The organism is Saccharopolyspora tripterygii, from assembly GCF_054778355.1.
The window spans coordinates 12697-39474 of the sequence record NZ_BAAGZP010000004.1 but is presented as its reverse complement, the minus strand read 5'-3'; the positions used below and the strand labels follow the sequence as shown (position 1 = coordinate 39474).

23 protein-coding genes and 1 pseudogene are annotated in these 26778 nt (G+C 69.4%); 7 read left to right on the top strand and 17 right to left on the bottom strand.

What is annotated here, in order from left to right; all coding sequences use genetic code 11:
• Positions 1–3 precede the first annotated feature (3 nt).
• The 3 genes from ACYVF3_RS02880 to ACYVF3_RS02870 form a co-directional block, all read right to left on the bottom strand.
• The gene (locus ACYVF3_RS02880) at positions 4–1221 is read right to left on the bottom strand and encodes an ArsA family ATPase (protein WP_461152680.1); all 1218 of its coding nucleotides are present in this window, start codon (positions 1219–1221) and stop codon (positions 4–6) included.
• A gap of 8 nt (positions 1222–1229) precedes the next feature.
• Complete coding sequence (locus tag ACYVF3_RS02875) at positions 1230–1670, bottom strand: SRPBCC family protein (protein ID WP_461152679.1); 441 nt, start codon at positions 1668–1670, stop codon at positions 1230–1232.
• Positions 1671–1760: 90 nt separating this feature from the next.
• Positions 1761–2549: a metallophosphoesterase family protein gene (locus tag ACYVF3_RS02870; RefSeq protein ID WP_461152678.1), complete on the bottom strand. Its 789-nt coding sequence runs from the start codon at positions 2547–2549 to the stop codon at positions 1761–1763.
• 257 nt (positions 2550–2806) lie between these two features.
• On the opposite strand from ACYVF3_RS02870, the gene ACYVF3_RS02865 reads away from it, so the two are divergent.
• A complete protein-coding gene (locus ACYVF3_RS02865; protein WP_461152677.1) occupies positions 2807–4615 on the top strand; it encodes an AMP-dependent synthetase/ligase in 1809 nt (602 codons plus the stop codon).
• A 145-nt stretch (positions 4616–4760) separates the two neighbouring features.
• Here the strand turns inward: ACYVF3_RS02865 and ACYVF3_RS02860 are convergent, their stop codons facing one another.
• The 3 genes from ACYVF3_RS02860 to ACYVF3_RS02850 form a co-directional block, all read right to left on the bottom strand.
• Positions 4761–6065 carry a basic secretory protein-like protein gene (locus tag ACYVF3_RS02860; protein ID WP_461152676.1) on the bottom strand — a complete coding sequence of 435 codons (1305 nt, stop codon included), beginning with the start codon at positions 6063–6065 and terminating at the stop codon, positions 4761–4763.
• Between the two features lie 99 nt (positions 6066–6164).
• On the bottom strand, positions 6165–7211 hold the full coding sequence (locus ACYVF3_RS02855) for a C40 family peptidase (RefSeq protein ID WP_461152675.1): 1047 nt from the start codon (positions 7209–7211) through the stop codon (positions 6165–6167).
• Between the two features lie 383 nt (positions 7212–7594).
• Entirely contained in the window at positions 7595–8956 is a 1362-nt protein-coding gene (locus ACYVF3_RS02850; protein ID WP_461152674.1) for an NYN domain-containing protein, read from the bottom strand.
• Positions 8957–9032: 76 nt separating this feature from the next.
• On the opposite strand from ACYVF3_RS02850, the gene ACYVF3_RS02845 reads away from it, so the two are divergent.
• Positions 9033–10748 carry a DEDD exonuclease domain-containing protein gene (locus tag ACYVF3_RS02845; RefSeq protein WP_461152673.1) on the top strand — a complete coding sequence of 572 codons (1716 nt, stop codon included), beginning with the start codon at positions 9033–9035 and terminating at the stop codon, positions 10746–10748.
• A 68-nt stretch (positions 10749–10816) separates the two neighbouring features.
• Here ACYVF3_RS02845 and ACYVF3_RS02840 read toward each other — a convergent pair whose 3' ends face one another.
• From ACYVF3_RS02840 to ctaE, 5 genes are all read right to left on the bottom strand, one after another.
• On the bottom strand, positions 10817–11242 hold the full coding sequence (locus ACYVF3_RS02840) for a PPOX class F420-dependent oxidoreductase (protein ID WP_461152672.1): 426 nt from the start codon (positions 11240–11242) through the stop codon (positions 10817–10819).
• A gap of 93 nt (positions 11243–11335) precedes the next feature.
• A complete protein-coding gene (gene qcrB / locus ACYVF3_RS02835; RefSeq protein ID WP_461152671.1) occupies positions 11336–12979 on the bottom strand; it encodes a cytochrome bc1 complex cytochrome b subunit in 1644 nt (547 codons plus the stop codon).
• Complete coding sequence (gene qcrA, locus ACYVF3_RS02830; protein WP_461152670.1) at positions 12976–14106, bottom strand: cytochrome bc1 complex Rieske iron-sulfur subunit; 1131 nt, start codon at positions 14104–14106, stop codon at positions 12976–12978. Before qcrA ends, qcrB begins: the two co-directional genes overlap by 4 nt.
• Positions 14103–14909: a cytochrome bc1 complex diheme cytochrome c subunit gene (gene qcrC, locus ACYVF3_RS02825; RefSeq protein ID WP_461152669.1), complete on the bottom strand. Its 807-nt coding sequence runs from the start codon at positions 14907–14909 to the stop codon at positions 14103–14105. Before qcrC ends, qcrA begins: the two co-directional genes overlap by 4 nt.
• Positions 14910–14997: 88 nt before the next feature.
• Positions 14998–15609 carry an aa3-type cytochrome oxidase subunit III gene (ctaE, locus tag ACYVF3_RS02820; protein ID WP_132672553.1) on the bottom strand — a complete coding sequence of 204 codons (612 nt, stop codon included), beginning with the start codon at positions 15607–15609 and terminating at the stop codon, positions 14998–15000.
• Between the two features lie 149 nt (positions 15610–15758).
• Here ctaE and ACYVF3_RS02815 point away from each other — a divergent pair, with 149 nt between their 5' ends.
• The 3 genes from ACYVF3_RS02815 (at position 15759) to trpD (ending at position 17834) form a co-directional block, all read left to right on the top strand.
• On the top strand, positions 15759–16133 hold the full coding sequence (locus tag ACYVF3_RS02815) for a hypothetical protein (protein WP_461152668.1): 375 nt from the start codon (positions 15759–15761) through the stop codon (positions 16131–16133).
• A gap of 120 nt (positions 16134–16253) precedes the next feature.
• A complete protein-coding gene (locus ACYVF3_RS02810) occupies positions 16254–16661 on the top strand; it encodes a hypothetical protein (protein WP_461152667.1) in 408 nt (135 codons plus the stop codon).
• 138 nt (positions 16662–16799) lie between these two features.
• Positions 16800–17834 (top strand): anthranilate phosphoribosyltransferase, encoded by a 1035-nt coding sequence (gene trpD, locus ACYVF3_RS02805; protein ID WP_461152666.1) that lies wholly within the window; start codon positions 16800–16802, stop codon positions 17832–17834.
• Between the two features lie 97 nt (positions 17835–17931).
• Here trpD and ACYVF3_RS02800 read toward each other — a convergent pair whose 3' ends face one another.
• From ACYVF3_RS02800 to ctaC, 3 genes are all read right to left on the bottom strand, one after another.
• The gene (locus ACYVF3_RS02800; RefSeq protein WP_461152665.1) at positions 17932–18216 is read right to left on the bottom strand and encodes an Lrp/AsnC family transcriptional regulator; all 285 of its coding nucleotides are present in this window, start codon (positions 18214–18216) and stop codon (positions 17932–17934) included.
• Positions 18217–18313: 97 nt separating this feature from the next.
• A complete protein-coding gene (locus ACYVF3_RS02795) occupies positions 18314–18712 on the bottom strand; it encodes a cytochrome c oxidase subunit 4 (protein ID WP_461152664.1) in 399 nt (132 codons plus the stop codon).
• A gap of 42 nt (positions 18713–18754) precedes the next feature.
• The gene (gene ctaC / locus ACYVF3_RS02790) at positions 18755–19693 is read right to left on the bottom strand and encodes an aa3-type cytochrome oxidase subunit II (protein WP_461152663.1); all 939 of its coding nucleotides are present in this window, start codon (positions 19691–19693) and stop codon (positions 18755–18757) included.
• A gap of 311 nt (positions 19694–20004) precedes the next feature.
• On the opposite strand from ctaC, the gene asnB reads away from it, so the two are divergent.
• The gene (asnB, locus tag ACYVF3_RS02785) at positions 20005–21933 is read left to right on the top strand and encodes an asparagine synthase (glutamine-hydrolyzing) (protein ID WP_461152662.1); all 1929 of its coding nucleotides are present in this window, start codon (positions 20005–20007) and stop codon (positions 21931–21933) included.
• Between the two features lie 143 nt (positions 21934–22076).
• Here asnB and ACYVF3_RS02780 read toward each other — a convergent pair.
• The 3 genes and pseudogenes from ACYVF3_RS02780 to ACYVF3_RS02770 all read right to left on the bottom strand — a co-directional run.
• Positions 22077–22595 (bottom strand): annotated as a pseudogene (locus tag ACYVF3_RS02780) (M23 family metallopeptidase); the annotation flags it as partial.
• A gap of 76 nt (positions 22596–22671) precedes the next feature.
• Positions 22672–24228: a glycoside hydrolase family 13 protein gene (locus tag ACYVF3_RS02775; RefSeq protein WP_461152661.1), complete on the bottom strand. Its 1557-nt coding sequence runs from the start codon at positions 24226–24228 to the stop codon at positions 22672–22674.
• 97 nt (positions 24229–24325) lie between these two features.
• Positions 24326–25348: a LacI family DNA-binding transcriptional regulator gene (locus tag ACYVF3_RS02770; protein WP_461152660.1), complete on the bottom strand. Its 1023-nt coding sequence runs from the start codon at positions 25346–25348 to the stop codon at positions 24326–24328.
• Between the two features lie 193 nt (positions 25349–25541).
• Between ACYVF3_RS02770 and ACYVF3_RS02765 the strand changes: the two genes are divergently transcribed.
• The gene (locus ACYVF3_RS02765) at positions 25542–26777 is read left to right on the top strand and encodes an extracellular solute-binding protein (protein ID WP_461152659.1); all 1236 of its coding nucleotides are present in this window, start codon (positions 25542–25544) and stop codon (positions 26775–26777) included.
• Position 26778 lies beyond the last annotated feature (1 nt).

Genomic DNA, 26778 nt, shown 5'->3' with positions numbered 1-26778 from the left:
GCCTCACCGCATCCAGAGATCGGGGTCGGGACGGAACCGGACGGTCAGCCCGTCGTCGCCGGCCGCGGCCGAGGTCACCACGCACCGCTGCAGCACAGCGGGCAGGGCGACCAGTCGTCGCCGCCCGTCGACGGTAATCGCCAGCTCGGGACCGATCCGGGCCAGGTCCAGCTCGGCCTCGGGGTGCAGCGGCAGCCCGATCCGCAGCGTGTACTCGGAGTCCAGCGACTTCCCGCCGCCACCGACCCGCATCTCGGGGACTGAGGCCTCCGCGGCCAGCGGGTCGCCGTCGCCGTAGAGCTCGGCGCTCAGTTCCAGCAGCTGCTCGGTGCCCACCGGCTCACCCGCCCGGTGCTCGACGGTGCGCAGCGGCAGCTCGGTGGCCGCGCGAATCGCGTCGAGCACCGCCTCCTGCTCCTTGCGACGGGTCCGCAGCCAGCCGGCGGCGTCGCCCCTGGCCGAACCCGGGTGCGGCGCCACGCGGTTGGCGACCAGCCCGTCGACCCGGATCCGCTGCAGCGCGAGCGCGGTCAGCGTCCTGCGGGTCTCGGCGGCGACGACGGATTCCGGGGTGAGCACCAACCGGACGCTCGTTCCCGGGTCGGACAGCATGTCCTTGAGCTCGGCGAGCTGCTCGGCGAGCCTGCCGAGACCGTCGGCGACGGAGTCCCAGCGCTCGACCTGGTCACTGCCCGCGATCCCGGCCAGCAGACCGCGCACCGCCCTGCGGTGCGCGGGGAACAGCCGCTCCAGGTACCCGGCGAGCGATTCCGGGAGCGCCAGCAGGCGCAGCGTTTCGGCGGTCGGGCCGCAGTCGACGATCACGGTGTCCCACAGGCCGCTGGTGGCCAGCCGGTGCACCTCGGTCAGGGCGAGCAGGTCCTCCACCCCGGGCAGCACGGTGAGCTCCTCGGCGTCGACCTCGCCGATTCCCGCGCCCCGCAACAGAGTTCCCAGGTGCTCGCGCAGTTCGCGCCAGGTCCCGTCGACCAGGTCGCGGGTCTGCACCTCGGCGGCGTGCAGCACGGCTCCGGTGTCACCGACGCGGACTTCGCGGGGGTGCGCGTCCAGGCGCGCGGCGAGCGCGTCCGCCAGCGAGTGGGCGGGATCGGTCGACACCGCGAGCACCTTGCCACCGTCGCCCGCGACGCGCGCAGCGGTGGCCGCGGCCAGGGTCGTCTTCCCGACCCCGCCCTTCCCGGTGAACAGCAGGATGCGCAACGAGTCGTCTATTCGGCTTCCACGCGGCGCTTGAGCTCCTTGAGCGCCGTATCCATGATCATCTTCTCGGCCTTGCGCCGGAACATGCCGATCATCGGGATCGCCAGGTCGACCGCGAGGCTGTAGGTCACCTCGGTGCGGTCGTCACCGATCGGCTTGAGCGCGTAGCTGCCCTTCTGCGCCTTCTGCACCTGCCCCTCGGTGAGCTCCCAGCTCACCGAGAGCCCGTCGGCGGCCCAGCTGTAGACGTTGGTGTAGGTGTCCTTGACCACGCCCGCGTCCAGCACGAACCGGACCCGCTCGGTGCTGCCCGCGGAGTCCTGGGAGAGCACCTCGGTCTCCTTGACCGCTTCCGCCCACTCCGGGTACGCCGGGAAATCCGCGATGACCGCCATGATCCGCGCAGCGGGAGCTTCGATCTCGATGGACTGGGTGGACTGATCGACCATGCGCGCAGGTTACCGGGTAGCCCCCGGCGCGGCGTCAACGAGGAGCGAGGTTTCTGCGAAGTCCGCGAAACTCACCTCCTCGGGCGGTGGTCACCACCGCAGCACGTAGGGCTTCTCGGTCCGCTTGAAGTGCCCGACGTTGACGCATTCGGTGCGGCCGACGCGCATCCGCTGCGACAGCGGCTGGTGCACGTGCCCGAACAGCGACCACCGCGGCTGATCAGCGTTGATGCGCTCCAGGACGCTGACCGCGCCGGCTTCCTGGCTGCGCGCGACCACGTCGTAGGTCAGCTCCGGCACGGCGGGCGGCTGGTGGGTGCACAGCACGTCCACCGGCGGCAGCGAGCCGACCGCCGCGTCGTACTCCTCGGCGACGCGCAGGTAGGGCACCCACGCCGAATGGGTGCGCAGCGTCGCTCCCTCGGGCAGCCGGACCCCGCCGACGAAGCCGAACGTCAGCCCGCCGATCTCGGCGGTCTCCCCGTCGAGCGCCCGGATGCCCTCGCGCTCGAACTCGGGCCACAGGTAGGGCGCGTCGACGTTGCCCGGCGTCGCGTAGGTGGGCGCGGTCATCGCGCCGAACAGCTCCGCGTACTGCTCGCGCACGGCGTCGGCCACGGTCTGGGCCGGGTCGGTGAGGCTCGCCCACAGCGAACGGATGTAGGCGCCGAACTCCGGTCCCCGGCGGCTGCGCCGCAGCTCCGCGAACCGCGCGACCTTCTCCGGCCCGAAGACGCGGCCGAGGATGCCGTTGCCGTGATCGTGGTAGTCGACGAAGTCGATCAGGTCACCGAGCACGACCAGGGCATCCGCGCCATCACCGGCCCGCTTGAGCGCTTCCACGTTGCCGTGGACGTCGGACACCACGTGAACGCGCAACTTCCAACCTCATTCCCGACGAAGACGAGTTCCCCCGAACCTAATCGGCCGAGGTGCCGGATCGCACCGCCCGTTGTGCACTTGTTCCTGCCTACCGTCGGCGAGCGCGCCGCGCCGCCGCCCGGTGGGCGTTCGTCCGCTTGGGTGAGGTCTAGGCTGTGTCCGCTGGTGTGGCCTCAGATAACAGGGGCTACCGCCCAGTAACCATGAGCGTTAGGTTGTGCCCACAAGACAGGCTTTTCTTCGGAGGTTTCGACGTGCGAGAGTTCAGCGCGCCCGCCACTACCAAAGTGGCTGAGGACGAGAACCTCACCGACATGGTGTGGGCCAACGCGGAGCGTTTCGGGAGCACGGTGAGCTTCCGGCGCCGGGTGGACGGCACCTGGGTCGACGTCACCGCCGCCGACTTCGCCGCGCAGGTCCTGGCCGTCGCCAAGGGTCTGATCGCCGCAGGCCTGGAACCCGGCGACCGAGTGGGGCTGATGTCCCGCACCCGGTACGAGTGGTCGCTGCTGGACTTCGCGATCTGGACTGTCGGTTGCATCACAGTCCCGATCTACGAGACCTCCTCGGCGGACCAGGCCGAGTGGATCCTCACCGACTCCGGGGCCAAGGCGGCGTTCGTGGAGACCGAGGAGCACCGCGCGGAGATCGACACGGTCATCGACAGGCTCTCCGAGGTCCGCCACGTGTGGCAGATCGACGGCCCGTCCGGGAGCGGCGCCGCCGGAGCGGTCGACGAGCTGACCGCGCTCGGCGCGGAGGTACCCGACCAGCAGGTGCACGAGCGGCGCAAGGCGGTCACCGCCGAGGACGTGGCGACGCTCATCTACACCTCGGGCACCACCGGCCGGCCCAAGGGCTGCGTGCTGACCCACCGCAACGTGCTCGCCGAGGTGCGGGCCGAGATCGACGCGTTCCCGCAGCTGACCAAGTCGGGCAACTCGCTGCTGATGTTCCTGCCGATGGCCCACGTGCTCGCCCGCGCGATCACCATCATGTGCGTCTACGGCAAGGTCACCCTCGGCCACACCGCGGACATCAAGGACCTGATCAACGACCTCGGCTCGTTCCGGCCGACGTTCGTGCTGGCCGTGCCGCGGGTGTTCGAGAAGGTCTACAACACCGCGAAGCAGAAGGCCCACGGCGACGGCAAGGGCAAGATCTTCGACGCCGCCGAGGAGACCGCGGTCCAGTACTCCAAGGCCCTCGACGCCGGCGGTCCCGGGCTGGGCCTCAAGGCCAAGCACGCGGTGTTCAACAAGCTCGTCTACGGCAAGCTGCGCGCTGCGCTGGGCGGTCGCTGCATCGCGGCGGTCTCCGGTGGCGCGCCGCTGGGCGAGCGGCTCGCGCACTTCTTCCGCGGTGTCGGCGTCCCGGTGCTGGAGGGCTACGGCCTGACCGAGACGACCGCTGCGGCGGCGGTGAACGTCGAGGACGGCTTCAAGGTCGGCACCGTCGGCCGCCCGCTGGCCGGCACCTCGATCCGCATCGCCGAGGACGGCGAGGTGCTGATCAAGGGCGACGTGGTGTTCAAGGAGTACTGGAACAACCGGACCGCCACCGAGGAGTCCATCGAGGACGGCTGGTTCCACACCGGCGACCTGGGCTCCCTGGACGACGACGGCTACCTGCGGATCACCGGTCGCAAGAAGGAGATCATCGTCACCGCCGGCGGGAAGAACGTCGCCCCCGCCGCGCTGGAGGACGCGCTGCGCTCCCACCCGCTGATCAGCCAGTGCATGGTGGTCGGCGACCAGAAGCCGTTCATCGGCGTGCTGGTCACGCTCGACCCCGAGTTCGTGCCGTCCTGGCTGGCCAACCACAACCGCCCGGCCGACACGCCGATGGACGAGCTGATCAAGGACCCGGACCTGCGCGCCGACGTCCAGGGCGCCGTCGACGAGGCCAACAAGCAGGTGTCCCGGGCGGAGGCGATCAAGCAGTTCCGCATCCTCACCGAGGACTTCACCGAGGCCACCGGAGAGCTCACCCCGAGCATGAAGCTCAAGCGCAACAAGGTCGCGGAGAACCACGCGGCCGACATCGAGTCGATCTACTCCTGATCCACCGGTACCGCCCGGGCGACGCGCATCGCCCGGGCGGTACCGGTTACGACCCGGGCCACCTCCCACGCGGAACCGGGTGACACGCGGCGGTGCGACGAGGCGGATCCCCGGCTCGGCACCGCCGTTCGTGCTCCCGGGGGCCTCAGCCGAGGGAGTGCTGCAGGTCGGCTCCCCAGGCGGCCAGCAGCTGCGGCGAGGTCATGCCCGTCACCTCGAAGAGCGCGGTCTCGGCCGCGTCGGGGTCGGTGGCCGTCGCGATGCGCCGGTAGAGGTCGGTGAGGCCGTCCTCGCCGATGCGCTGCGCGAGGAAGTGCACCACCGACCAGGACTGCTGGTAGGCCAGGTCCAGCCGACGTCCTGCCTGGTGGAACTCGCTGTTGGTCGGCAGCCGCAGCGGCGGGCCCGACTCCCGGAACGCGCGGGCCAGGTCCGGAGCGATGTCACGAGGGGCGAGCCGGCTATTGCGGTAGCCGATGTAATCCGGGTAGCCCTCCAGCATCCACATCGGAGCGCCGTCGGCGGTGACCGCTCGCGCCGCGACGTGGGTGATCTCGTGGCGCAGCACGACGTCCAGCGCCACGTCCGGGAGCTGTTCGGTGGTGCGCGGGCTCAGCACCACCCGCGCTCCCTCCACCCGTCTCGTCCGGGTGTCCACCAGATCGGCGACCGCGACACCGGCGATGCCGTCGACCGCGAACTCCGGCCCCACCAGCGCCCGCAGCTCCTCCGGCGAGCTGGGCACGAGCACGCCCGCGCGCTGCGCCCAGCCGCTCCCCCAGACCTCGGTGACGTCCGCGACGGCGGCGTCCAGCTGCGCCGCGACCCGGTCGACCGCGGCGGCGTCGTGACCGACGACCAGCCCTCGACCGGTCCGCCGCACCTCGACCCGGCCGAAGTCCCACGGCCCGCGCCACGCGTCGGGCGTCACACCGGTGTCCTCGGAGAGGTACCAGGACGCGCCCCGCCGGACGAACAGGTAGCCCAGCGGGCGCTCGGTCGGGACCGAATCCGCCCCGGACAGCGAGTACCTCAGCGCCACCCGGGAGGCCATCACCTCGTCCGCTCCGGCGACCGGGGCGTGCCCCAGCGGAACACCGTCGAGCCGGTAGCCGAAGTGGGAGAGCGGCACCGCCTGCAGGTTGCGGAACTGCTGCAGCTGCCGCTGCCGGAACCCGGCCGGTGCTTCCGGGTCCACAGTGGCCGAGAAGGCCGCTTCGTCGCCCTGCCGGACCGACTCCTCGCGACGCATCAACAGCTCGCGCACGGCCACCTCAGGGGCCGGCAACCGGGCGGCCAGTCCCGCTCGCTCAGCGGTGGCAGGAGTCGGCGGCGGTTCGACCGGAGCGGGTGACGGCAGCCCCACGAAGGCGAGACCGCCCAGCACCGCGGCCGACGCGGCGAGCACGACCCAGCCGCGCGCTTTCCCGGTCGAAGACACGGCTCGCATCGTAAAGGCGTCCACCGCACCGGTCGACGCCAACAGGACGCGAAGAGATTTCGGGGCCGGCACCCGAAGGCACCGGCCCCGAACCACGACTGGAGCGGATCAGCCCGCGACGCGGCGCATCGCCGTCACGTCACCGATCTTCTTGTAGTCGGTCACCTTCACCACGTCGCCCGAAGTGGGGGCGTGCACGGCCTTGCCGTTGCCGATGTACATCGACACGTGGCTGACCGGGCTGTAGTAGAAGATCAGGTCGCCCGGCTTGAGCTGGCTCGCCGACACCGACTTGCCCTCGGTGACCTGGCTCTTGGTCGAACCGCCGATGCTCACGCCCGCCTGCTTGTACGCCCAGTACATGAGGCCGGAGCAGTCGAAGCTGCTGGGCCCCTTGGCTCCCCAGACGTAGGGCGAGCCCTGCTTGCCGAGCGCGGAGTTGACGGCCTGGATCGCCGCACCGGCACCGGCGATCGAGCCGACCCCGGTCTCGCCGTCGGAGATCAGCGAGTCCTGGTCCTCACCGCTGAGCTCGGCGTACTTCTCCTCGACCTTCTCGATCTGGTCCTTCATGGCCTTGGACTTGTTCTTCATGTCCTCGGCCAGCCGCGCGGCGTCCTGCTCGGCCCGGGCGGCCTGGTCGCGCGATTGCTTCGCGGTCACCTCGGCCTGCTGGGCCTGGTGCGTCGCCCGGGACAGCGCCTTGACGGCGTCGTTGTTGTCCTTGGCCAGCGCGTCCAGCGCGGACGCGCGGTTCAGGAAGTCATCGGGGGTTTCGCTCACCAGCAGTGCGGAGAGCTTGCTCATCCGCGCGCCCTGGTACGAGGCGTGGGTGAGCTTGTCGACCTGGCCGCGGAACTTCTCTTCCTCGCCGCGCGCCTGGTTGGCGACCTGCTCGGATTGTGCGGCCTGGGCCTCGGCACGTCCCAGTTCGGCCTTCTTGGCCTCGTGGTCGTCCTCGGCCTTCTTCATGTCCTCGGTGAGCTGCTCAGCCTGGTGCTGGAGCTCGCGGACCTGCTTGGCCGCGTCCGAGGCGTTGTTCGGGAGAGGCGGGTCTGCGAGGGCGGCACCGCCGGAGGTCATGCCGACGACTGCAGCGACCGCGGTTGCGGCCAGGGCGCCTCGCAATGAGCGCTTGATTCCGTGCGACGCCACGTCGCGCACAGCTCCTTCTGCATCCGACCGCCTGACCGCATGCGGAAAACCCGCTGGAGCGCGGCCCGGTTCCCCGACAAAACCGAATCAGCGGCGCCTCGCGTGTCGCCCGGTATGAGCAACTGATCGCCGCGAGGACTCAGGTAGGTTACGAAAGGTGAGGCGACACGTCTAGAAGCGGGTCCCAATTTCTACTGAGCGCGACCAGATCCCTCTAACGGAGGATAATCACTCGCTCACAGTAACGGATCTTGCTCCGCTTTCACCTGGACTTGTCACCACAACACGCCCACCTTCGGGATACGGAGCGTACCGGAGTGATCCACTATGACTTCGGGCACCTCCCCCGAGTCGACGGGCGGCACCAGGCGAGCGGCGAACGGTCAGACCCTGTTCAGCCGGGCCAACAACATCGCCGAGGACACCGCGTACGCGCCGCGCCGCTGCACCGAGGTCACCACCGCGCGATCCGAGGTGGCCACCACCACCTGACGTCCTCCGGGCTCGGCGGCCACGAGATCGCGGATCACGTCGTCGGCCTGCACCCCGGGTTCGCTGAAGAGCACCCGCACACCACGAGGTCCGGCGGAGGGCACCGCCAGCACGTCCGCGCCGTCGAAGACGAGCGTGACCTCCGCCCCCGTGCGCGCGGCCAGCGCGGCGAGCTGGTGGGCGAGCCGGTCGCGCTGATCGGCCAGCGGCAGTTCCGGATACCCGGTCTTGGTGACGTTGTAGCCGTCGACGATCAGGTGCACCGCGGGCAACCCGAGCAGCCGGTCCAGCGCGACGATGTCGCCGACCTCGCCGGACGTCGCGGTCTGCTCCCGGACTCGCCGCACGACGTCGGCCGGCCTCGGGCCGGAACCGGCGGCGCCGAGCTCGCGGCGCAGGCCGCCGACCGCGCCCTCCAAGGTCTCCAGCAGCAGCGCCAGCCGGACCTCGTCGCCCTGCCGCGCCTCCCGGGCGCTCTCCCTGGCCACCTGCACCTCGGCAGCCGCGCGGTCGGCGCGCTGCCGCTCCTCCTGCGCGCGGTCGCGCTCGCGGTCCCGTTCAGCGGCGATCTCGGCGACGGCCGCGTCCCGATGCTCGCCGGCCAGCGCGAGCTCGCTGCGCGCGGCCTCGGCGGCGTCCTTGGCCTCCCGCAGGCGCATTCCCTGCTCCCGCAGGCGCTTCCGCAGCCGGTCGGCCTCCTCGTTGCCCGCGGCCTGATCCGCGGACTCCCTCGCTCGCGCCAGCTCGGCCTTGAGGCGTTCCGCCTCGGCGGCCAACCGCTCGACCTTGGCGAGCGCCGAATCGCGCTCGGCGCGCAGCTGACCCTGCTCGCTGCGGAACGCGATCAGCTCCACGTAGTGCGGTGCGGACGCGGTGCCCTGCAGCACCGCCGCCGCGCCGGCGGCCACCGGATCCGGGTTCTGCAGTTCGAGCGCTTCCGGGCGGTGGTTGCGGCACCAGTCCAGCACCGAGGTGCGGAACACCGAGGAGTCACGGAGCGCGGCGAGCAGCGCCGGTTGTCCCAGCTTGGCCCGCTTGGCGGGGGCGAAGCGCACCACCGGGCGCAGCGCGGCGGGGACATCGGTCGAGCGCATCTCGTCGAGGGCGCCCGCCGCCAGGTCGGCGAGCCTGGCGCGCAGCGGAGGCGGCAGCTCCTCGGGATCTCCGAACGCGGCACCGGGAGTCTGCTGGGAACCGTCCACAGCAGACTCCTCCGGGGTGGGACCGTCCGGCCCCGATTTCGGTGTCGCCATCCCCACAGGCTAATCGCCGCCGTCTCGCGCACACGCACGCGCTGCGATGTCGGTAGGGGGACGTAACGTGCCGATGATGTCCGCGCACCGCCAACTGACGTTCGACGAGATCGCCGTCACCGACGAACTCCCGCTGCACGAGGCGACGTTCGTGGTGGTCGACCTCGAGACCACGGGCGGAGACCGGCAGAACGACGCCGTCACCGAGATCGGGGCGGTGAAGATCCGCGGCGGCGAGGTGCTCGGCGAGTTCGCCACCCTGGTGAACCCGGAACGCGGCATCCCGCCCTCGGTCGTGTCGATCACCGGCATCACCGAGGCGATGGTGCACGACGCACCTCGCTGGGACAGCGTTCTCCCGGCCTTCCTGGAGTTCTGCCGGGGAGCGGTGCTGGTCGCGCACAACGCGCCGTTCGACATCGGGTTCCTGCGGGCCGGTTGCGAGCGCCTCGACCTGGCGTGGCCGAAGCCGCAGGTGGTCGACACCGTGAAGCTGGCCCGCCGGGTCCTGACCCGCGACGAGACGCCCAACCACAAGCTCGGCACGCTGGCGCGCGTCCTCGGCGCCCGGACCGAACCGGTGCACCGCGCGCTGGACGACGCCCGCGCCACCGTCGACGTGCTGCACGTCCTGCTCGAACGGCTCGGCCCGCTCGGCGTGCGCACGCTGGAAGACCTGCTCGGGCACCTCCCCGACGTGACCCCGCAGCAGAAGCGCAAGCGCGGCCTCGCCGACTCGCTGCCCAACTCCCCCGGCGTCTACCTCTTCCGCGGCCCCAAGGACGAGGTCCTCTACGTCGGTACCGCATCCGACCTGCGCAGGCGCGTGCGGCAGTACTTCACCGCCGGGGAGAAGCGGGCCAGGGTCAAGGAGATGGTGGGCATCTCCGAGCGGGTCGATCACGTGGAGTGCTCCCACCCGCTGGAAGCCGAGGTGCGGGAGCTTCGGCTGCTGTCCGCGCACCAACCGCGGTACAACCGCCGGTCGAAGTTCCCGCAGCGCGCCTGGTGGGTGGTGCTCACCGACGAGGTGTTCCCGAGGCTGTCGGTCGTGCGCGCTCCGAGGGCCGACGCGTTGGGGCCCTTCGGTTCCCGCCACGCGGCGACCACCGCCGTGGACGCGCTGCAGTCGGCGACCACGATCCGCCGCTGCACCGATCGCCTCTCGCCGCGCAAGCCCGGACGGCCCTGCGCGCTGCACGAGCTGGGCCGCTGCGGGGCTCCCTGCGCCGGGCTGCAGAGCGCCGAGGAGTACGCGCCCGAGGTCATCACCATCAGGGACGTCATCCGCGGCCGCAGCGGCGACCTGCTGGAGCGGCTTCGCGAGGAGCTGCAACGGCTTTCCGACGGCGAGCGCTACGAGGACGCCGCCGACCACCGTGACCGGCTCGCCTCACTCGTCCGCTCCCTGGACCGGGGTCAGCGGCTGTCCGCGCTGGCCTCCGTGCCGGAGTTGGTCGCCGCCCGCCCGGACGGGCGCGGCGGCTGGCACCTGTCGGTCGTCCGGCACGGCAGGCTGGCTTCCGCCGGGGTGGCTCGTCGCGGCGTTCCCCCGATGCCGGTCGTGGACGTGCTGCAGGCGTCGGCGGAAACCGTCCTGGACGGCCCGGGGCCGCTGCACGGAGCGACCGCCGACGAAACCCGCGTCATCTACCGCTGGCTCACCACCGGCGGCACCCGCCTGGTGCGCACCACCGACCCGTGGACGGAACCCGCGAACGCGGCGGGTTCCTGGCGGAACTGGCTGGAGAAGGCCACCGCGGGCAGGACCCCTTACGCCGCCATCGACTGACCCGGTCAGGTGTGGGGTGGGGAAGTTTTCATGAAAACTTCCCCACCCCACACCGCGCCAGGCCTCGATCAGGCGATCATGTCGAAGGCAGCGTTGATCTTGGTCGGGCGCAGGCGGACGACGAGCTCGCCCGGGACGCCGTTGCGCATGCCGTACTGCTCGGCCTCGTCCGGGCCGATGTAGCGCGCCGCGATCGCGGTGGCGGTGTCGACGAGGTCCTGCCTGTCCTCCGAGATCTCCGCCGTGCCCTGGACCTGCACGAACGCGAACGGGGGCTGCGGCAGGTCGACGCACAGCGTCAGCCTCGGATCGCGCAGCAGGGACTTGCCCTTGGCGGAGCCCTTGCCGGTGTTGAACACCAGGACGTCGCCGTCCACGATGAACCACACCGGCGCCACCAGCGGACGTCCGTCTGCTGCCGTGAACCCCACCAGACCGGTGCGGGTGCCTTGCGAGAGGAACTCCCGGACCTTCGGATCTTGCAGCGTAGCCATGCCCGGCACGCTACCGACCGCCTCGACGGCCCGCTGGAGAAGCGAAACGGCCCGGCACCCGCTCGGGGTACCGGGCCGTTTCGGCTTCAGCGCTTACTCGTCGTTCTGCGACGGCTTGCCCGCAGTGAGCTCCGGGCTTTCCTCCGCGTCGCGGTGACGTGCCCGCTCCAGCGCGGCGGTCTCGTCGGCCGGGTCGGGGCGCAGCAAGCTGCCCTCGACCGGACGCCCTGCCGCGCCCAGGTCGTTCATCTTCTTCGGCACCGGTGCGCCCTGGTAGGGCAACGCCTCCGGGTGACCGTGGTCGTCCACCGGGCCGAGCGGCTGGTGGACCTCGATGAACTCACCGTGCGGGAGCCGCTTGATGATGCCGGTCTCGACGCCGTGGTCGAGCACCTCCCGGTCGCTGTGCTGGAGACCCAGGCACATCCGGTAGGTGATCCAGTAGGCGATCGGCGGCAGCACGAGCAGGCCGACGCGTCCACCCCACGTCATCGCGTTCAGCGAGATGTTGAACTCGAACGCGATGATGTCGTTCGTACCGGAGATCATCAGCACCATGAAGAACGTCAGCGCCATGACACCCAGCGAGGTGCGTACCGGGTTGTCGCGCGGACGCTGCAGCAGGTTGTGGTGCGCGTCGTCGCCGCTGAGCTTGCGCTCGATGGCGGGGTACATGATCGCGGTCGTGAAGATCATGCCCATGAACAGCACGGTCGGGAAGAACACCGCCGGGATCGTGAACGGCCCCAGGTAGACCTCCCAGGCCGGCCACAGGCGCGACGAACCGTCCGTCCAGATCATGTACCAGTCGGGCTGCGACGCCGCCGAGATCTGCGAGGCGACGTACGGGCCCAGGTTCCAGATGCCGTTGATCTGGAAGACACCGGCCATGATCGCGCAGACACCCGCGACGATCGCGAAGAAGGCACCGGCCTTGACCGCGAACACCGGCATGATCCGGACGCCGACCACGTTGCTCTCGGTGCGCTTCACGCCCGGGAACTGGGTGTGCTTCTGGTACCAGACCAGCGCGAGGTGCGCCGCGACCAGACCCAGGATCAGACCCGGCAGCAGGAACACGTGGAACAGGTAGAAGCGGGGGATCAGGTCGGTGCCGGGGAACTCCGCGCCGAACAGGATCCAGTGCACCCAGGTGCCCAGCACCGGGACCGACATCGCGATGCCGGAGGCGATCCGGACACCGGTGCCGGAGAGCAGGTCGTCCGGCAGCGAGTAGCCGGTGAAGCCCTCGAACATGCCCAGGATGAACAGCGTGACGCCGATCATCCAGTTCGTCTCACGCGGGCGCCGGAACGCGCCGGTGAAGAAGATGCGGAGCATGTGCGCCACCATCGACGCCATGAACAGCAGCGCCGCCCAGTGGTGCAGCTGACGGGCGAACAGACCGCCGCGGACCTCGAAGGAGATGTCCAGCGTGCTCTCGAAGGCCCGGGACATCTCCACACCGCGCAGGTTGGTGAAGACGCCCTGGTACTCGACCTCCTGCATGGAGGGGTCGAAGAAGAAGGCCAGGTAGGTGCCCGTGACCAGCAGCAGGATGAACGTGTAGAGCGCGATCTCGCCGAGCAAGAACGACCAGTGCGTCGGGAAGACCTTGTTCAGCTGCCGCCGCATGCCGGGAGCGAACCTGTAGCGCGTGTCCAGCTCGTCGGCCGCGTGCGCGACTTTGCCGTACAGCTTGCTCTCTCCCTTCGTGGGCGTGGTGATCGAACTCATGACTTACGCTCCCAGTACGCCGGACCGACGGGCTCGATGAAGTCGCCTTTCGCCACGAAGTAGCCGTCCGCATCCACCGTGATCGGCAGCTGGGGCAGCGCGCGGGTGGCAGGGCCGAACACCGGCTTCGCGTAGGTGTTGACCACGTCGAACTGCGACTGGTGGCACGGGCAGAGCAGACGGCCGGTCTGCTGCTCGAAAAGCGACGTCGGGCAACCGAGGTGGGTGCAGATCTTCGAGTAGGCGTAGTAGTCGCCGTAGTTGAAGTCTTCCTGGCCCTTGCGCTTGAGCGGCTTGCTGCCGGGGCGCAGCCGGATCAGCATGACCGGCGCGTCGCCCTTGCGCATCGAGGTGATCAGCTCTTCCTCGTCGTGCCGCCAGGCTTCGCGGAATGGGAAGACGGTCTCGAAGCCACCGGCCTCGATGTCCTCGGGACGCAGCAGCGAGACGTCGTGCGGGTTGCCAGTGTCCCGTCGCAGGTAGATCTTCTCGCCGGGGTGCTCCGGCATCCAACCGGTGTGCAGCAGCGACGCCTGGCCCTCTTCGGCCCAGGGGTTGCGGACCATGCCGCCGAGGGCGAACACGCCGGCGCTCAGGCCGAAGGCACCCAGGCCGAAGCCGGCGGTACGCGTGATCATCTTGCGGCGGGCGATCCCGCTGCGGTTCCCGGCGTCGGCCAGGATCGCGGCGGTCGTCTGCCGGTCGACCTCGCTGGAACCGTGGCCGTCGTGGCGCTGCTGCACCGCGACCTCGTGCGGGATGAACTTCTTCTGGTACTGCACGACGCCGATGCCCACGGCCAGGATGGACAGGCCGAGGAAGAAACCGATCAGCGGGTTGTACAGCGAGTAGATGAAGTGCGCCTGCGGGTCGGTCGAGGGCTGGTAGCTCCACGGCCAGAAGATGAACACCGCGATGAAGGCCAGACCGGACAGACCGGCCAGCGCGAACCAGGCGGCCACCGACCGCTCGGCCCGGCGCTCGGCGCGGGTGCCCTCGACCGGGAAGTTGTCCCGGTACTCGACGAGCTCGACGTCGTCGAGGGCGAGGCCGAGCCGCATCTTCTCGTCGCGGCTCATCTCGGCCAGTTCGGCCTCGGTGTAGTCCTTGTTCTCTTGCTCGCTCATGCCCTGGCTCCGATCCACAGGGTGAGGCCGATCAGCGCACCGAGACCCACGACCCAGGCGACGACCGTTTCCGGTCCCGGCCCGTAGCCACCCAGGGAGTTGCCACCCGGGTTGTTGTTGCCGTTGGTCACGGACTTGACGTAGGCGATGATGTCCTTCTTCTCTTCCGGCGTGAGCTGCCGGTCCGAGAACTTGGGCATGTTCTGCGGGCCGGTGAGCATCGCGTGGTAGATGTCCTGCTCAGTCGCCTGGTCCAGGTTCGGCGCGAACTTGCCGGAAGACATCGCGATGCCGCGCCCGGTGAAGTTGTGGCAGGACGCGCAGTTCAAGCGGTAGAGCTCGCCGCCGCGCGACGGGTCGCCGCCCTGCAGCGCCTCGCCGGCCTGCTTCTGCGCCTCCGGCCCACCGCCGTAGGTCTGCACGTACGCGCCCAGCGCGTCGATCTCCTCCGGGCTGAACTTCGGCGGCTTGCGCGTCGCCTGCGCCTCCTGGCGGACCATCGGCATGCGGCCGGTGGCGACCTGGAAGTGCACTGCGGCTTCGCCGACGCCCGTCAGGCTGGGTCCACGGTCCTGCACGCCCTGCAGGTTGGATCCGTGGCAGCTGATGCAGGCGTTGTTGTAGAGCTGCTCGCCCTGCCTCACCAGCGCCGGGTCCGCGGCGGCGTGCGCGGTCTGCGGCTCGGGAGTCAGGACGGTGTACAGCCCACCGGCACCCACCAACGCAATGCCCAGCGCCAGTACACCGGAGATCCGCCGCTTGAGCTTCGAGCCCGCGCGGTTCCGTTTCTTAGTGGTGGTCATGAGTGCGGCAACCCTTGCTGTCCGGTTCGGGGTGTTCGTTTCGGCCTCGTTCGTGCCAGGCGATCGAGGTTCCTCGCTGGAGGAGCGATCACGGGACGAGGTAGATCACGGCGAAGAGGCCGATCCACACGATGTCCACGAAGTGCCAGTAGTACGACACGACGATCGCTGCGATGGCTTGAGCCGGCGTGAACTTGCTGAGCTTCGTCCGGATGATCAGGAAGACGAACGCGACCAACCCGCCGATGACGTGCAGCCCGTGGAAGCCGGTCGTCATGTAGAAGACCGTTCCGTAGGCCGACGACGCGATCGTGGTCGCGTGCTCGGTGACCAACTGGAAGTACTCACCGGCCTGCCCGAGCACGAAGACCGTGCCCATGATCAGCGTGATCACGTACCACCGGCGGAGACCGAAGACGTCACCCCGCTCCGCCGCGAACACGCCCCACTGGCAGGTGAACGAAGACGCCACCAGGATGACCGTGAACGGGAGGGCGTACGGGAGGTTCAGGTGAGTGGGCGGTGGTGGCCACGCGCCCTCGTTCTGCGCCTTCACCGTGAAGAACATGGCGAAGAGTCCAGCGAAGAACATCAGCTCGCTGGCCAACCAAACGATGGTGCCGACGCTGACCATGTTGGGTCGGTTCAGCGAGTGCACGCGTTGACTGATTGAGGGCGCTGCCGTTGTCACGCGACGCATTATGTCTTGCGGCTTTTCCCCTCGCGCCCTCGGGTCCTCCCCCGCGCTCCAGGGGTGATCGGATTGCGACCTGGAGGTAACTCAACGTGAAAACTCTTCGGTCCTTCTTGGCTGCCCTGGGACTCGGCCGCCGAGGTGCCCGCGAGCCCGTGATCAGCATCGATGACCCCGAACTGCAGGTGGTCGTGGAGTCCTACGACGACGCCGAAGCCGCGTCGACGGCTCTGGCGCGAGCCACCGGGTGGGCCCCCGAGAGCCCCGCCGTCCTGCGCCACCACCTGGCACTTCCGAGTGACTCAATCGACACCGCGAGGGCCTTGCTGGCCTCCGACGAGTGGGTGCTGCGCCCCGGAGGCCGGGCAGATGACCTCAGCGTGTCCGGTTTGACCCCGTTGGTCGCGCTCCGTGTGCAGCGATTGGATGCGTTGCATTGCTCACAGGAGACCTCCCGGATGGCCGGATTGGCGCAACGGCACGGCGGCGAGACCTTCGGCTGGGACGCGCTGCAGCCCGGAAACGGATGATCGAATCCGGCCGGGTGGCTACTGTCACACCCGCTCGGGCGGCTAGCATTCGGACCTGAACACCCCGTGCTGCGCAGATTCGGGTGCGGGTGCCGGAGCAAGCTCGCCGAGGAGCCAGTGATGAGCACCGCAACAACGAACGTTCTCGTGTTCAGCCACCGCGCCGAGGTCCGGGAGGCGATCATCAACGCCGTCGGACGCCGCCCGGCGCCCGATCTGGACCGGCTGCACTACATCGAGGCGAGCACCGTCGCCGACGTGATCAGCGATGTCGACGCGGGCAAGGTGGACCTGCTCATCCTGGACGGCGAAGCGCAGCCGACCGGTGGCATGGGCGTCTCCCGGCAGCTCAAGAACGAGATCGACCAGTGCCCGCCGGTGATCGTCGCGGTCCGCCGCAAGGACGACCGCTGGCTCGCCACCTGGTCGCAGGCCGACGCCGTTCTCGTGCACCCGCTGGACCCGCTGGCCTCCGCCGAGACGGTCGCCGAGGTCCTGCGCACCCAGGGCAAGCCGGTTCCCGCCTGACCCGCGAGGCCCCCGTCCTCGACGGACCGGTCCTCCCCCTCCCTGCGATCCATCCCATAACGGGCTGATCAGGAACCTCCGGGCGCGGCACGATAGTTTCTTTGGACAGCCGAACCGACGGAGTAGATCGTGGGAACCATGGCGGGAAGTTGGGCAGGGCTGCTGGGCAGCCTGGTCGCGGGAACGGACCTGTCCGCGGAGGACACCGCCTGGGCCATGGACCTGATCATGTCGGGCGAGGCGACCCCGGCCCAGGTGGCCGGCTTCGTGGTGGCGCTGCGGGCCAAGGGCGAGACGCCCTCCGAAGTGCGCGGCATGGCCGACGCGATGCTGGAGCACGCGCGCACCCTGGACATCACCCAGCGCGCGGTGGACATCGTCGGCACCGGCGGTGACCGCAGCGGCAGCGTGAACATCTCCACGATGGCCTCGATCGTGCTGGCCGCGTCCGGGGTGACGGTGGTCAAGCACGGCAACCGCGCCGCGTCGTCCAAGTGCGGCACCGCCGACGTGCTCGAAGAGCTCGGCGTGGCGATCGACCTGCCCCCGGCGGCGGTGGCGCGCTGCGTGGAGGAAGTCGGCATCGGCTTCTGCTTCGCGCCCGTCTTCCACCCCGCGTTCAAGCACGCCGGCGCTCCCCGCCGCGAGATCGGCATCCCGACCGCGTTCAACGTGCTCGGCCCGCTGACCAACCCGGCCCGCCCGGCAGCCGGGCTCATCGGCTGCGCGGACCGCCGCATGGCGCCGGTGGTCGCGGAGGTGTTCGCCGCCCGCGGCAACGACGCGCTCGTGGTGCGCGGCGACGACGGGATGGACGAGATCACCACCACGGCGGCCAGCACGGTCTGGGTGGTCAACGACGGCACGGTTCGCGAGGACGTGCTGGACCCGCACGACTTCGGCATCGGCCGCAGCCGCCCGGAAGACCTGCAGGGCGGCGATGCCAGGGTCAACGCGAAGGCCGTCCGCGACCTCCTGGCCGGTCACACCGGCCCGGTCCGCGACGCCGTGCTGGTCAACGCCGCGGGCGCCTGCGTCGCCTACGACGGCCCGGGAGCGGATCTGCAAGGGCAGTTCGAGTCCGGTCTGACCCGAGTGGCCGAGGCCATCGACTCCGGCGCGGCAGCGGCCCTCCTGGACCGCTGGACGACCCTCTGCACCGAGCTGACCTGACGAACCCCGGGGAGCGACCTGCTCGCTTCGCTTGTGGTTGGGGGGAGGTTTTCATGAGAACTTCCCCACCCCCCGACCACGACGACCCGCGGAGCGATCACTCCTCTTCGAGGCCGATGGAGAAAGCGGCTTCCTCGTCCTTGCGGGAGTAGGAGCGGAAGGCGATGTGGGTGTCGGTGTCGAGGACGCCCTCCACCTTGTTGATCTTGCCGGGGACGATGTCCGCCAGGTGCCCGTGCTTGGCGACGCGCAGCATCGCGATCAGGTCGACGTCGCCCGCGCAGGAGTAGACCTCGTCCACGCCGTCGAGGTCGGCGATCTCCTGAGCCGCCTCCACGAGGCGGTCGGCGGCGGTCTGGATCAGCACGATCGCGGTGATCACGGGGAAAGTCCTCCTGCTGCGTGGTTGTTCGACGGACGAGATCCTAGACGCGAAAAGGTCCCTCGGCTGTCACCGAGGGACCTCTTCGGATGCTGCGTCAGTGGCTGCTCTGACCGGTGTGGTACTCGAACACCAGCCCGGCCACCATGATCAGCAGGAAGCCGACCGCGAGCACGATCATCCAGACGTGGAAGAACGCCAGGGCGATGCCCGCGAACGCCGCGCCGGCTGCGAGACCGACCGGCCAGTAGCTACCCGGGCTGAAGAAGCCCAGCTCACCGGCACCGTCGCTGATCTCCGCGTCCGGGTTGTCCTCCGGGCGCTCCTCGATCCGGCGAGCCACGAAGGAGAAGTAGCTGCCGATGATCAACGACAGTCCGCCGATCAGGACCAACGCCACGGTGCCCACCGGCTCCTTGGCCCAGACGCCGTAGACGACTGCGGACAAGAAGAAGAAAACGGTGATGATGTTGAAGATCCTGGCTTCGACCTTCATGGAGTCCTCGCTCTCACGCCGTACGCCCTGTCGAGGGCACCCCTAGCTGTTCGACCCGATGCCGGAGGGCGCGCCACCGGTCCGGTCGGTGTTGAACGGCACACCGGTCACCGCGTGCGGCGTGCACAGCTCACCGCAGTTCATCGCACCGAGAGCCTCGGCAGCGGTGTAGGTCTGCCCCGTCTGCGGGTTCACCTGGGTGCGCAGCTGCATGTACCGGTCGAACTTGTCCGGGGACAACGCCCGGACCTCGAAGTTCATCATCGCGTGGTAGGTGCCGCACAGCTCGGCGCACCGGCCCACGAACGAGCCTTCCCGCTCAACGGTGTTCTGGAAGACGTTGTCCTGGTTGTTCTTCTCCGGGTGCGGGAAGGTGTCCCGCTTGAAGTGCCACTCCGGAACGAAGAACGAGTGGATCACGTCGGTCGAGCTGATGTGGTACTCGACGCGCTGACCGACCGGCACGACCAGCAGCGGGATCTCGCTGCTGCTGCCGACGGTGCGCACCGGCTGCCCGTCCGGCGTCTTGTAACCCGGGTAGTTGAACTCCCAGTTCCACTGGAACGAGACCACGTTCACGGTCTGGTCCGGCTTGGCCGGCTTGGCCAGAACCGTGTTCTGCGTGACCGCCGTGAAGTAGAACAGCACGACCACCAGCACGAACGGAATCGCCGTGTAGATCAGTTCGAGCGGCAGGTTGTACTGGAACTGACGCGGCAGCTCCTCGTCGTTCTTCTTCTTGCGGTGGAACGCGACCGACCAGAAGATCAGGCCCCACACCAAAACACCGACCGCGAGTGCTGCGATCACTGACCAAGTCCACAGGTTCCGCATCGCCTCGGCCTGCGGGGTGACACCCTCTGGCCATCCGAACCGCAGGACCTCGTCGGTCGTGCAGCCAGTGGCCGCGACACCAACCAGGCCGATCAGACCAGCGACCTTGACCAGCCGTGGCACTCGGGTCCCCTCCTTCAGGCCCACTGCGCGACGCCTCCTCGTGCAAAACTCACCGAAGCGGCTTGGGTCGATCCCCGGCACGCCCGCAGGCAACCGCGGATCCGCCGCCGGAATCCTGGGCAGAGCCTAGCCCAGGTGTAGCCGCGATACTGCTCCGGGGGCGTTGATCGCGCGCTCAGGGCTCAACTCGACCTGCTGGAGCCGCTCAGGGTCCCGCCCGCACCGCTGAGCACGGGGCCGCGGCAAGATCGCCCCACGCGCGTGCAGCGCGCGCGCCAGGGTTCTGCATACTGGAGCCAGCCTTTTCCCCCCGACCCGGAGAGGTGCACAGACGCGTGTGCGGCCTGCTTGGACTCATCTGTCCCACCGAAGAATCTGCCGGTTACAGCGTGAACGCCGTGGCCAACGCGCTGCCGTGTCAACGACACCGGGGACCGGACGAGAGCGACACGTGGCAGGGCGGTGAGGTCGTCCTGGGCTTCAACCGTCTGTCGATCATCGACCTCGAGCACTCCCACCAGCCGTTGACCTGGGGTCCGCCGGAGAATCCGCAGCGGTACACGATCACCTTCAACGGTGAGATCTACAACTACCTGGAGCTGCGCGCCGAGCTGATCGAGCAGTACGGCGCCCGGTTCGGCACCGACGGCGACACCGAGGTCATCGTCGCCGCCTACCACTACATGGGCCCGCAGTCCGTCGGCCGGCTGCGCGGCATGTTCGCGTTCATGGTCTGGGACAGCGAGCGCAAGGTGGTCTACGGCGCGCGCGACCCGTTCGGCATCAAGCCGCTGTTCTACGCCTCCGGCCCCGGCGGCACGGCTTTCGCCAGCGAGAAGAAGAGCCTGCTCAGCCTGGCCAACACGCTCAAGATCGGCGAGGAGCTCGACCACAAGGCGATGCAGCACTACTTCGTGCTGCAGTACGTCCCGGAGCCCGAGTCGCTGCACCGGCAGATCCGCCGGATCGAGTCGGGCACGTCCTTCACGGTCTCCCCCGGCGGTCAGCTGGTGACCGAGCGGTACTTCCAGCCGAACTTCCGGCCGCGCCCGGCCAACACCGACGCCGACGTGAAGCGGCTGCAGAACGAGATCGTCGACGTGATGCGCGACTCGGTCGCCAAGCACATGCGCGCGGACGTCACGGTCGGCTCGTTCCTGTCGGGCGGCATCGACTCCACGGCGATCGCGGCGCTGGCCAAGGAGCACAACCCGAACCTGATCACCTTCACCACCGGTTTCGAGCGGCAGGGCTACTCGGAGGTGGACGTGGCCGCCGAGTCGGCCGCGGCGATCGGCGTCAAGCACGTGGTCCGCACCGTCTCCCCCGAGGAGATGATGGAGGCGCTGCCGCTGATCATCTGGTACCTCGACGACCCGGTGGCCGACCCGGCGCTGGTCCCGCTGTGGTTCATCGCCCGCGAGGCCCGGCAGCACGTGAAGGTGGTGCTCTCCGGCGAGGGCGCCGACGAGCTGTTCGGCGGGTACACGATCTACCGCGAGCCGCTGTCGCTGGCACCGTTCGAGAAGGTGCCCGGCGCGCTGCGCAAGGCGATGGGCAAGGTCTCCAGCCGCATCCCGGAGGGCGTGCGCGGCAAGGACCTGCTGCGTCGCGGCTCGCTGGACCTGGAGGAGCGCTACTACGGCAACGCGCGCATCTTCCGGGACGACCAGCTGCGCGGGATCATGCGCGGCTTCGACCCGGGCGTGTCGCACAAGGACATCACCGCGGGCCCGTACGGCCAGTCGCAGAACTGGGACCCGGTGACCCGGATGCAGCACGTGGACCTGTTCACCTGGCTGCGCGGCGACATCCTGGTCAAGGCCGACAAGGTGACCATGGCCAACTCGCTGGAGCTGCGGGTCCCGTTCCTCGACAACGAGGTCTTCCGGGTCGCCAGCACGGTGCCGCTGGAGCAGAAGATCACCAGCGAGACCACGAAGTACGCGCTGCGCCAGGCGCTGTACCAGGTGGTTCCGGCGCACGTGCTCAACCGCCGCAAGCTCGGCTTCCCGGTGCCGATCCGGCACTGGCTCAAGGACGAGATGCACGACTGGGCGCGCAACATCATCCAGCAGTCGCAGACCGATCACCTGCTGGACCGCCGCGCGATCCTGCAGCTGCTGGAGGAGCACCGCTCCGGCGTCCTGGACCACAGCCGCCGACTCTGGGCGCTGCTGGTGTTCATGCTCTGGCACGGCATCTTCATCGAGGGCCGCCTCTCCCCCGAGGTCCCCGAACCCCACTACCCCGTCCGCCTCTGACGGAGAAGCCCACGAACGGCCGGTTCACCTCCCGGAGGTGAACCGGCCGTTCTCTCGTCCGGATCGCCCGTTGGTGCAAGCGAGCGCATCAGGTTCCGCTACTCGCACCGCGACGCGGAGCGAGTGCGGAGCACAGCACTTCAGCAGTTGTTCTTGCTGGTGAAGTTGGTGTGGTCGTAGTACGGGACGGCCTTGCCGTTGAGGACGACCTTGCGGTCGGCGCCGTCGAGGATCTGTTCGAAGTGCAGGTGGGGGCCGGTGACTCCGCCGGTGGCGCCCGCTTCACCGATCTTGCCGCCGCCCGGCACCTTGTCGCCGACCGAGACGGCCTGGCTGGACAGGTGGGCGTAGCGGGTGCGCCAGCCGTTGCCGTGGTCGAGCTCGATCCACCGGCCGTAGCTGGTGTCGCCCTCGTTCTCCGACCTGGTCACGGTGCCGCCTGCGGAGGCGAGGACGGGCATGCCGGTGATGCCGTCCTTCTGGAAGTCGACCGAGTTGGCCGGGCTGTGCCCGCTGAAGGTGGCGGCCGTGACCTCGACGCCGCACTTGAAGGGCACCTGGAAGTTGGGCGCGGCCGAGGCCGGCGCCTGGAATCCGACCACGGCGACGGCAGCCAGCGCCGCCGCTGCCATGGTCGTTCCTAATCGTCGCACCATGCGAATCACCTCCGTGTCGTTGGTGATTCACATGTGACCATGCCTAGTTGGGTAGAAATAGACCCAGCGGAACGATTTCTCGTTAACTTTTCCCAGTATTGAGCCACACCGTGGTGTTCGGCGGCAGCTCACCGGTCCAGGACCCGACGCCGTCGCTGCGCAGCAGCAGGGCACCGGGCAGCTCCAGGTCGGCCGCGGTCTCGCCGAAGTTGGTGGCGCAGGTGAAACCGGGTTCGCGGGTGAACGCCACGACCTGGTCCGGGATTTCCAGCCAGTTCAGGTCGCCATCGCCCAGGGCGGCGTGCGCGCGGCGAAGGGCGAGCGCCGCGCGGTACAGGCTCAGCACCGAACCCGGCTCGTCGCGCTGGGCCTCCACGGTGGACGATGCCCACTCCCCTGGCGCGGGGAGCCAGCTCCCGGCCGGCCCGAAGCCGAAAGGCGGTTCATCGCCGGACCACGGCAGGGGCACCCGGCAGCCGTCACGACCGACATCGGCACCTCCGGACCGCGTCCAGATCGGGTCCTGCCGGACCTCGTCGGGCAGGTCCAGCACCTCGCGCAGGCCCAGCTCCTCGCCCTGGTAGACGTAGACCGAACCGGGCAGGGCGAAGCTGAACAACGCCGCCGCGCGGGCGCGGGCGAGGCCGAGCTCGCCGTCGCCGTAGCGGGTCACCGGTCGCCGGACGTCGTGGTTGCCGAGCACCCACGTCGTGGTCGCCCCGACCTGGGCGGTGGTGGCGAGCGATTCGGCGACCACGGCGCCGAACTCCTCCGCCGACCACGGCGCCTCCAGCAGCGCGAAGTTGAACGCCTGGTGCAGCTCGTCGGGCCGGACGTAGCGGGCCAGCCGTTCCTGGGTGGACGCCCAGGCCTCCGCGACGCCGATGCGCTCACCGGAGTAGGAGTCCAGCAGCGCGCGCCAGTCGCGGTAGATCTCGTGCACCTCGTCCTGGTCGAAGTACGGCAGTTCGCCGCGCCCCAGCAAGGAGATCTGCTCGCTGCGACCGGTGTCGGGCAGGTCGGGATGCTTGATCATGCCGTGCGCGACGTCGATGCGGAAGCCGTCGACACCGCGGTCCAACCAGAACTTGAGCACCTTGCGGAAGTCCGCGCGCACCTGCGGGTTCCGCCAGTTCAGGTCGGGCTGCTCGGGCGCGAACAGGTGCAGGTACCACTGGCCGTCGGGCAGCCGGGTCCAGGCCGGTCCGCCGAAGATGGACTCCCAGTCGTTCGGCGGTTCGTCGCCGCGCCCGTCGCGGATCAGGTACCGGTCGCGCTCGGCCGAACCGGGTTCGGCGGCCAGGGCCTCGGTGAACCACGCGTGCTTGTCGGAGGTGTGGTTGGGGACGATGTCGGCGAGCACCCTGATCCCGGCGTCGTGGGCCTGGGCGAGCAGGGCGTCGAAGTCGTCGAGGTCGCCGAAGAGCGGGTCGACGCCGCAGTAGTCGGCGACGTCGTAGCCCCCGTCCGCCATCGGCGACGGGTAGAAGGGCGTCAGCCAGATCGCGTCGACGCCGAGCTCCACGAGGTGCGGCAACCGCTCCCGCACGCCGGCCAGGTCGCCGACCCCGTCGCCGTCGCCGTCGCCGAAGCTGCGCACGTAGATCTGGTACACCACGGCATCACGCCACCAAGACATGCTGCTCCCTTTCCGGAGTGCGGGCAGTTTTGGTCCGAACTGTCCGGACAAAACGGTCTTCGATCGCGGGCAATTCGGACCAGAACCGCCCGGTGCCTCACCGCTCCCGAGTGGATTCGCGGACGATCAGGTGCGGGCGGAACATGCGGCTGAAGCTGGTCGAGCCGCGCTCGTCCCCGTCGGGGTCGAGCTGACGCAAGAGCTCGTCCACGGCAGCGGCGGCCATGTCGCGGATGGGCTGAGCGAGGGTCGTCAGGGCCGGTTGGCAGTAGGCGGCCAGCGGGATGTCGTCGAAGCCGACCACCGAGATGTCCTCCGGGGTGCTCAGCCCGCGCCGCTTGGCCTCGCCCATCGCGCCCAACGCCATCACGTCCGACGAGCACAGCACCGCAGTCGGTTTCGGGCCGTCGAGCAGCCGAGCCATCGCCTCCGCTCCGCCCTCGGCGGAGAACGAGCCGTGGACGACGAGCTCACCCGCCGGTTCGACCCCCACCTCCTCCAGCGCAGCCGCCCAGCCCGCGCGCTTGAGCCGGGAGGGCAGCGCCCGCGAGGGGCCGCTGACGAAACCGATGCGGCGGTGGCCGAGTTCCAGCAGGTGCCGCGCAGCGGTGTGGCCGGCGAGGTGCTCGTCGACGGTGATGTCCGGGACGTCGAGACTCGGCGCCCCGCCGTTGACGAACACCATCCGGACGCCGTCGCGACCCAGCTTCTCGTAGTAGCCGCGGCTGCGGCGCTCGTCGCTGTCGGGGTTGGCGATCTCCGGCGACACGAAGATCATGCCCTCGACCCCGCGCGCCTGGAGCATCTGGACGTAGTCCTTCTCGCTCATCGCCGCGCGCGTGTTGCACAGCAGCGAGGCGTAACCCGCTTGCGCGGCACGGCTTTCCAGCGCTTCGGCGAAGGCCGGGAACACCGGGTTGGACAGCTCCGGCACCAGCAGGCCGATCACCCCCGTGCGCCGCAGGGCGCCGACACCCCGGGCGGTGTGCGGCAGCTGGTTGAGCACGTCGAGCACTCGCTGCCGGGTCTCCTCGGCGATGCCCGACTTGCGGTTGAGCACGCGACTCACCGTGGACACGCTCACCCCGGCCGCTTCCGCGATCTCGGCCAGACCCGCCAACGCCAGGCTCCTTCCGCTACCGATGTTGCAGCCAGTCCCGATCCTGCACGCATCGGAAAGTATTTGCAATGAGATTCCGTTGCCGGTTGCCGAAGCCTGTCCACTTCTGCTCGAGCACCTTGACTTAACTCACATTCTGGGTATGCAATCGAACGCCAGTCCGTCGCAAAAATTTGCACATCGGAGGTCCGGAATGAGCCCCAAGGCCACGGTCACTGCCGCCATGGGCCTGGTCGGCGCCCTCACCCTCGCCGGGTGCGGCGGTTCGACCGGCGACGCGAACCAAGTCGTCTACTGGGACACCAGCGGATCCGCGGAGAGCGCCGTGTTCAGCGAGGTCGCGCAGGAGTGCGGACGCACCGGCGGGTACCGGGTCCAGGTCGAGTCGGTCGCCTTCGACCAGGCGCTGAACAACTACAAGACCGCAGCGCAGGGCGGCCAGGGCCCCGACGTGCTGCGCGCCGACGTCGGCTGGGTCTCGCAGCTCGCGCAGGCCGGTCTCATCCAGGACCTCTCCGGCACGCCGCTGGTCACCGACACCGCCGACTTCCTGCCGAACACGCTGGAATCGACGAAGTTCGAGGGCCGGACCTACGCCGTGCCGCAGGTGACCGACGCGCTCGCGCTGTTCTACAACAAGCGCAAGCTCGACGCCGCGGGGGTGGCACCGCCGCGCGACTGGGACGAGCTCAAGGCGATCGCGCCGAAGCTGGGCGGCGAGAACGCGCTGTTCCTCAACAACGACGAGTACTACGCGCTGCCGTTCATCTACGCCCACGGCGGTGACCTGGTGGATCCGGCCACGAAGACGATCACCGTCAACTCCCCGGAGACCGCGAGCGGCGTGCAGGTCGCCAAGGACCTGCTCGATGCGAAGGCCGCCCGCACGTCGCTGGACCAGCCCAACTCCTACACCAGCATGAAGACGTCCTTCACCACCGGCGAGACCGCCATGGTGATCGACGGGCCTTGGGCGGTCTCGGAGTTCACCGCGTCCCAGGAGTTCGCCGATCCGGCCAACCTCGGCATCGCGCCGATCCCCGGCTCGGCCACCCCGTCGCCGGTCGGCGGGCACGACTACGTGATCCGGCAGGGCAGCGACGCCACCGAGGCGTCGCAGAAGTTCGTCGCCTGCATGAGCAGCACCGCGAGCCAGGCGAAGGTCGCCGCGAAGCTGGGCCTGCTGCCCACCCGCACCTCGGCCTACGACGACCCCGCGGTGACCGCGAACCCGATCGTCACGGCGTTCCGCCCGCTGGCGGCCTCCACCCACCCGCGCGCGTGGATCCCGCAGAACAGCGAGCTCCTCGAACCGCTGCAGACCGCCTACGGCGACGTCCTGTCCGGTCGCAAGCAGACCGGGCCCGCGCTCGACGAGCTGGCGCAGACCTACCAGTCCACGATCCTCACCGACTACGCGAAGCGCTGAT

Excerpts from the sequence above, each read along its gene's own strand:
- ACYVF3_RS02875 (WP_461152679.1), bottom strand. The coding sequence starts at position 1,670 with ATGGTCGATCAGTCCACCCAGTCCATCGAGATCGAAGCTCCCGCTGCG.
- ACYVF3_RS02860 (WP_461152676.1), bottom strand. The coding sequence starts at position 6,065 with ATGCGAGCCGTGTCTTCGACCGGGAAAGCGCGCGGCTGGGTCGTGCTC.
- ACYVF3_RS02850 (WP_461152674.1), bottom strand. The coding sequence starts at position 8,956 with ATGGCGACACCGAAATCGGGGCCGGACGGTCCCACCCCGGAGGAGTCT.
- ACYVF3_RS02845 (WP_461152673.1), top strand. The coding sequence starts at position 9,033 with ATGTCCGCGCACCGCCAACTGACGTTCGACGAGATCGCCGTCACCGAC.
- ACYVF3_RS02840 (WP_461152672.1), bottom strand. The coding sequence starts at position 11,242 with ATGGCTACGCTGCAAGATCCGAAGGTCCGGGAGTTCCTCTCGCAAGGC.
- qcrB (WP_461152671.1), bottom strand. The coding sequence starts at position 12,979 with ATGAGTTCGATCACCACGCCCACGAAGGGAGAGAGCAAGCTGTACGGC.
- qcrA (WP_461152670.1), bottom strand. The coding sequence starts at position 14,106 with ATGAGCGAGCAAGAGAACAAGGACTACACCGAGGCCGAACTGGCCGAG.
- qcrC (WP_461152669.1), bottom strand. The coding sequence starts at position 14,909 with ATGACCACCACTAAGAAACGGAACCGCGCGGGCTCGAAGCTCAAGCGG.
- ctaE (WP_132672553.1), bottom strand. The coding sequence starts at position 15,609 with ATGCGTCGCGTGACAACGGCAGCGCCCTCAATCAGTCAACGCGTGCAC.
- ACYVF3_RS02810 (WP_461152667.1), top strand. The coding sequence starts at position 16,254 with ATGAGCACCGCAACAACGAACGTTCTCGTGTTCAGCCACCGCGCCGAG.
- trpD (WP_461152666.1), top strand. The coding sequence starts at position 16,800 with ATGGCGGGAAGTTGGGCAGGGCTGCTGGGCAGCCTGGTCGCGGGAACG.
- ACYVF3_RS02795 (WP_461152664.1), bottom strand. The coding sequence starts at position 18,712 with ATGAAGGTCGAAGCCAGGATCTTCAACATCATCACCGTTTTCTTCTTC.
- ACYVF3_RS02775 (WP_461152661.1), bottom strand. The coding sequence starts at position 24,228 with ATGTCTTGGTGGCGTGATGCCGTGGTGTACCAGATCTACGTGCGCAGC.
- ACYVF3_RS02765 (WP_461152659.1), top strand. The coding sequence starts at position 25,542 with ATGAGCCCCAAGGCCACGGTCACTGCCGCCATGGGCCTGGTCGGCGCC.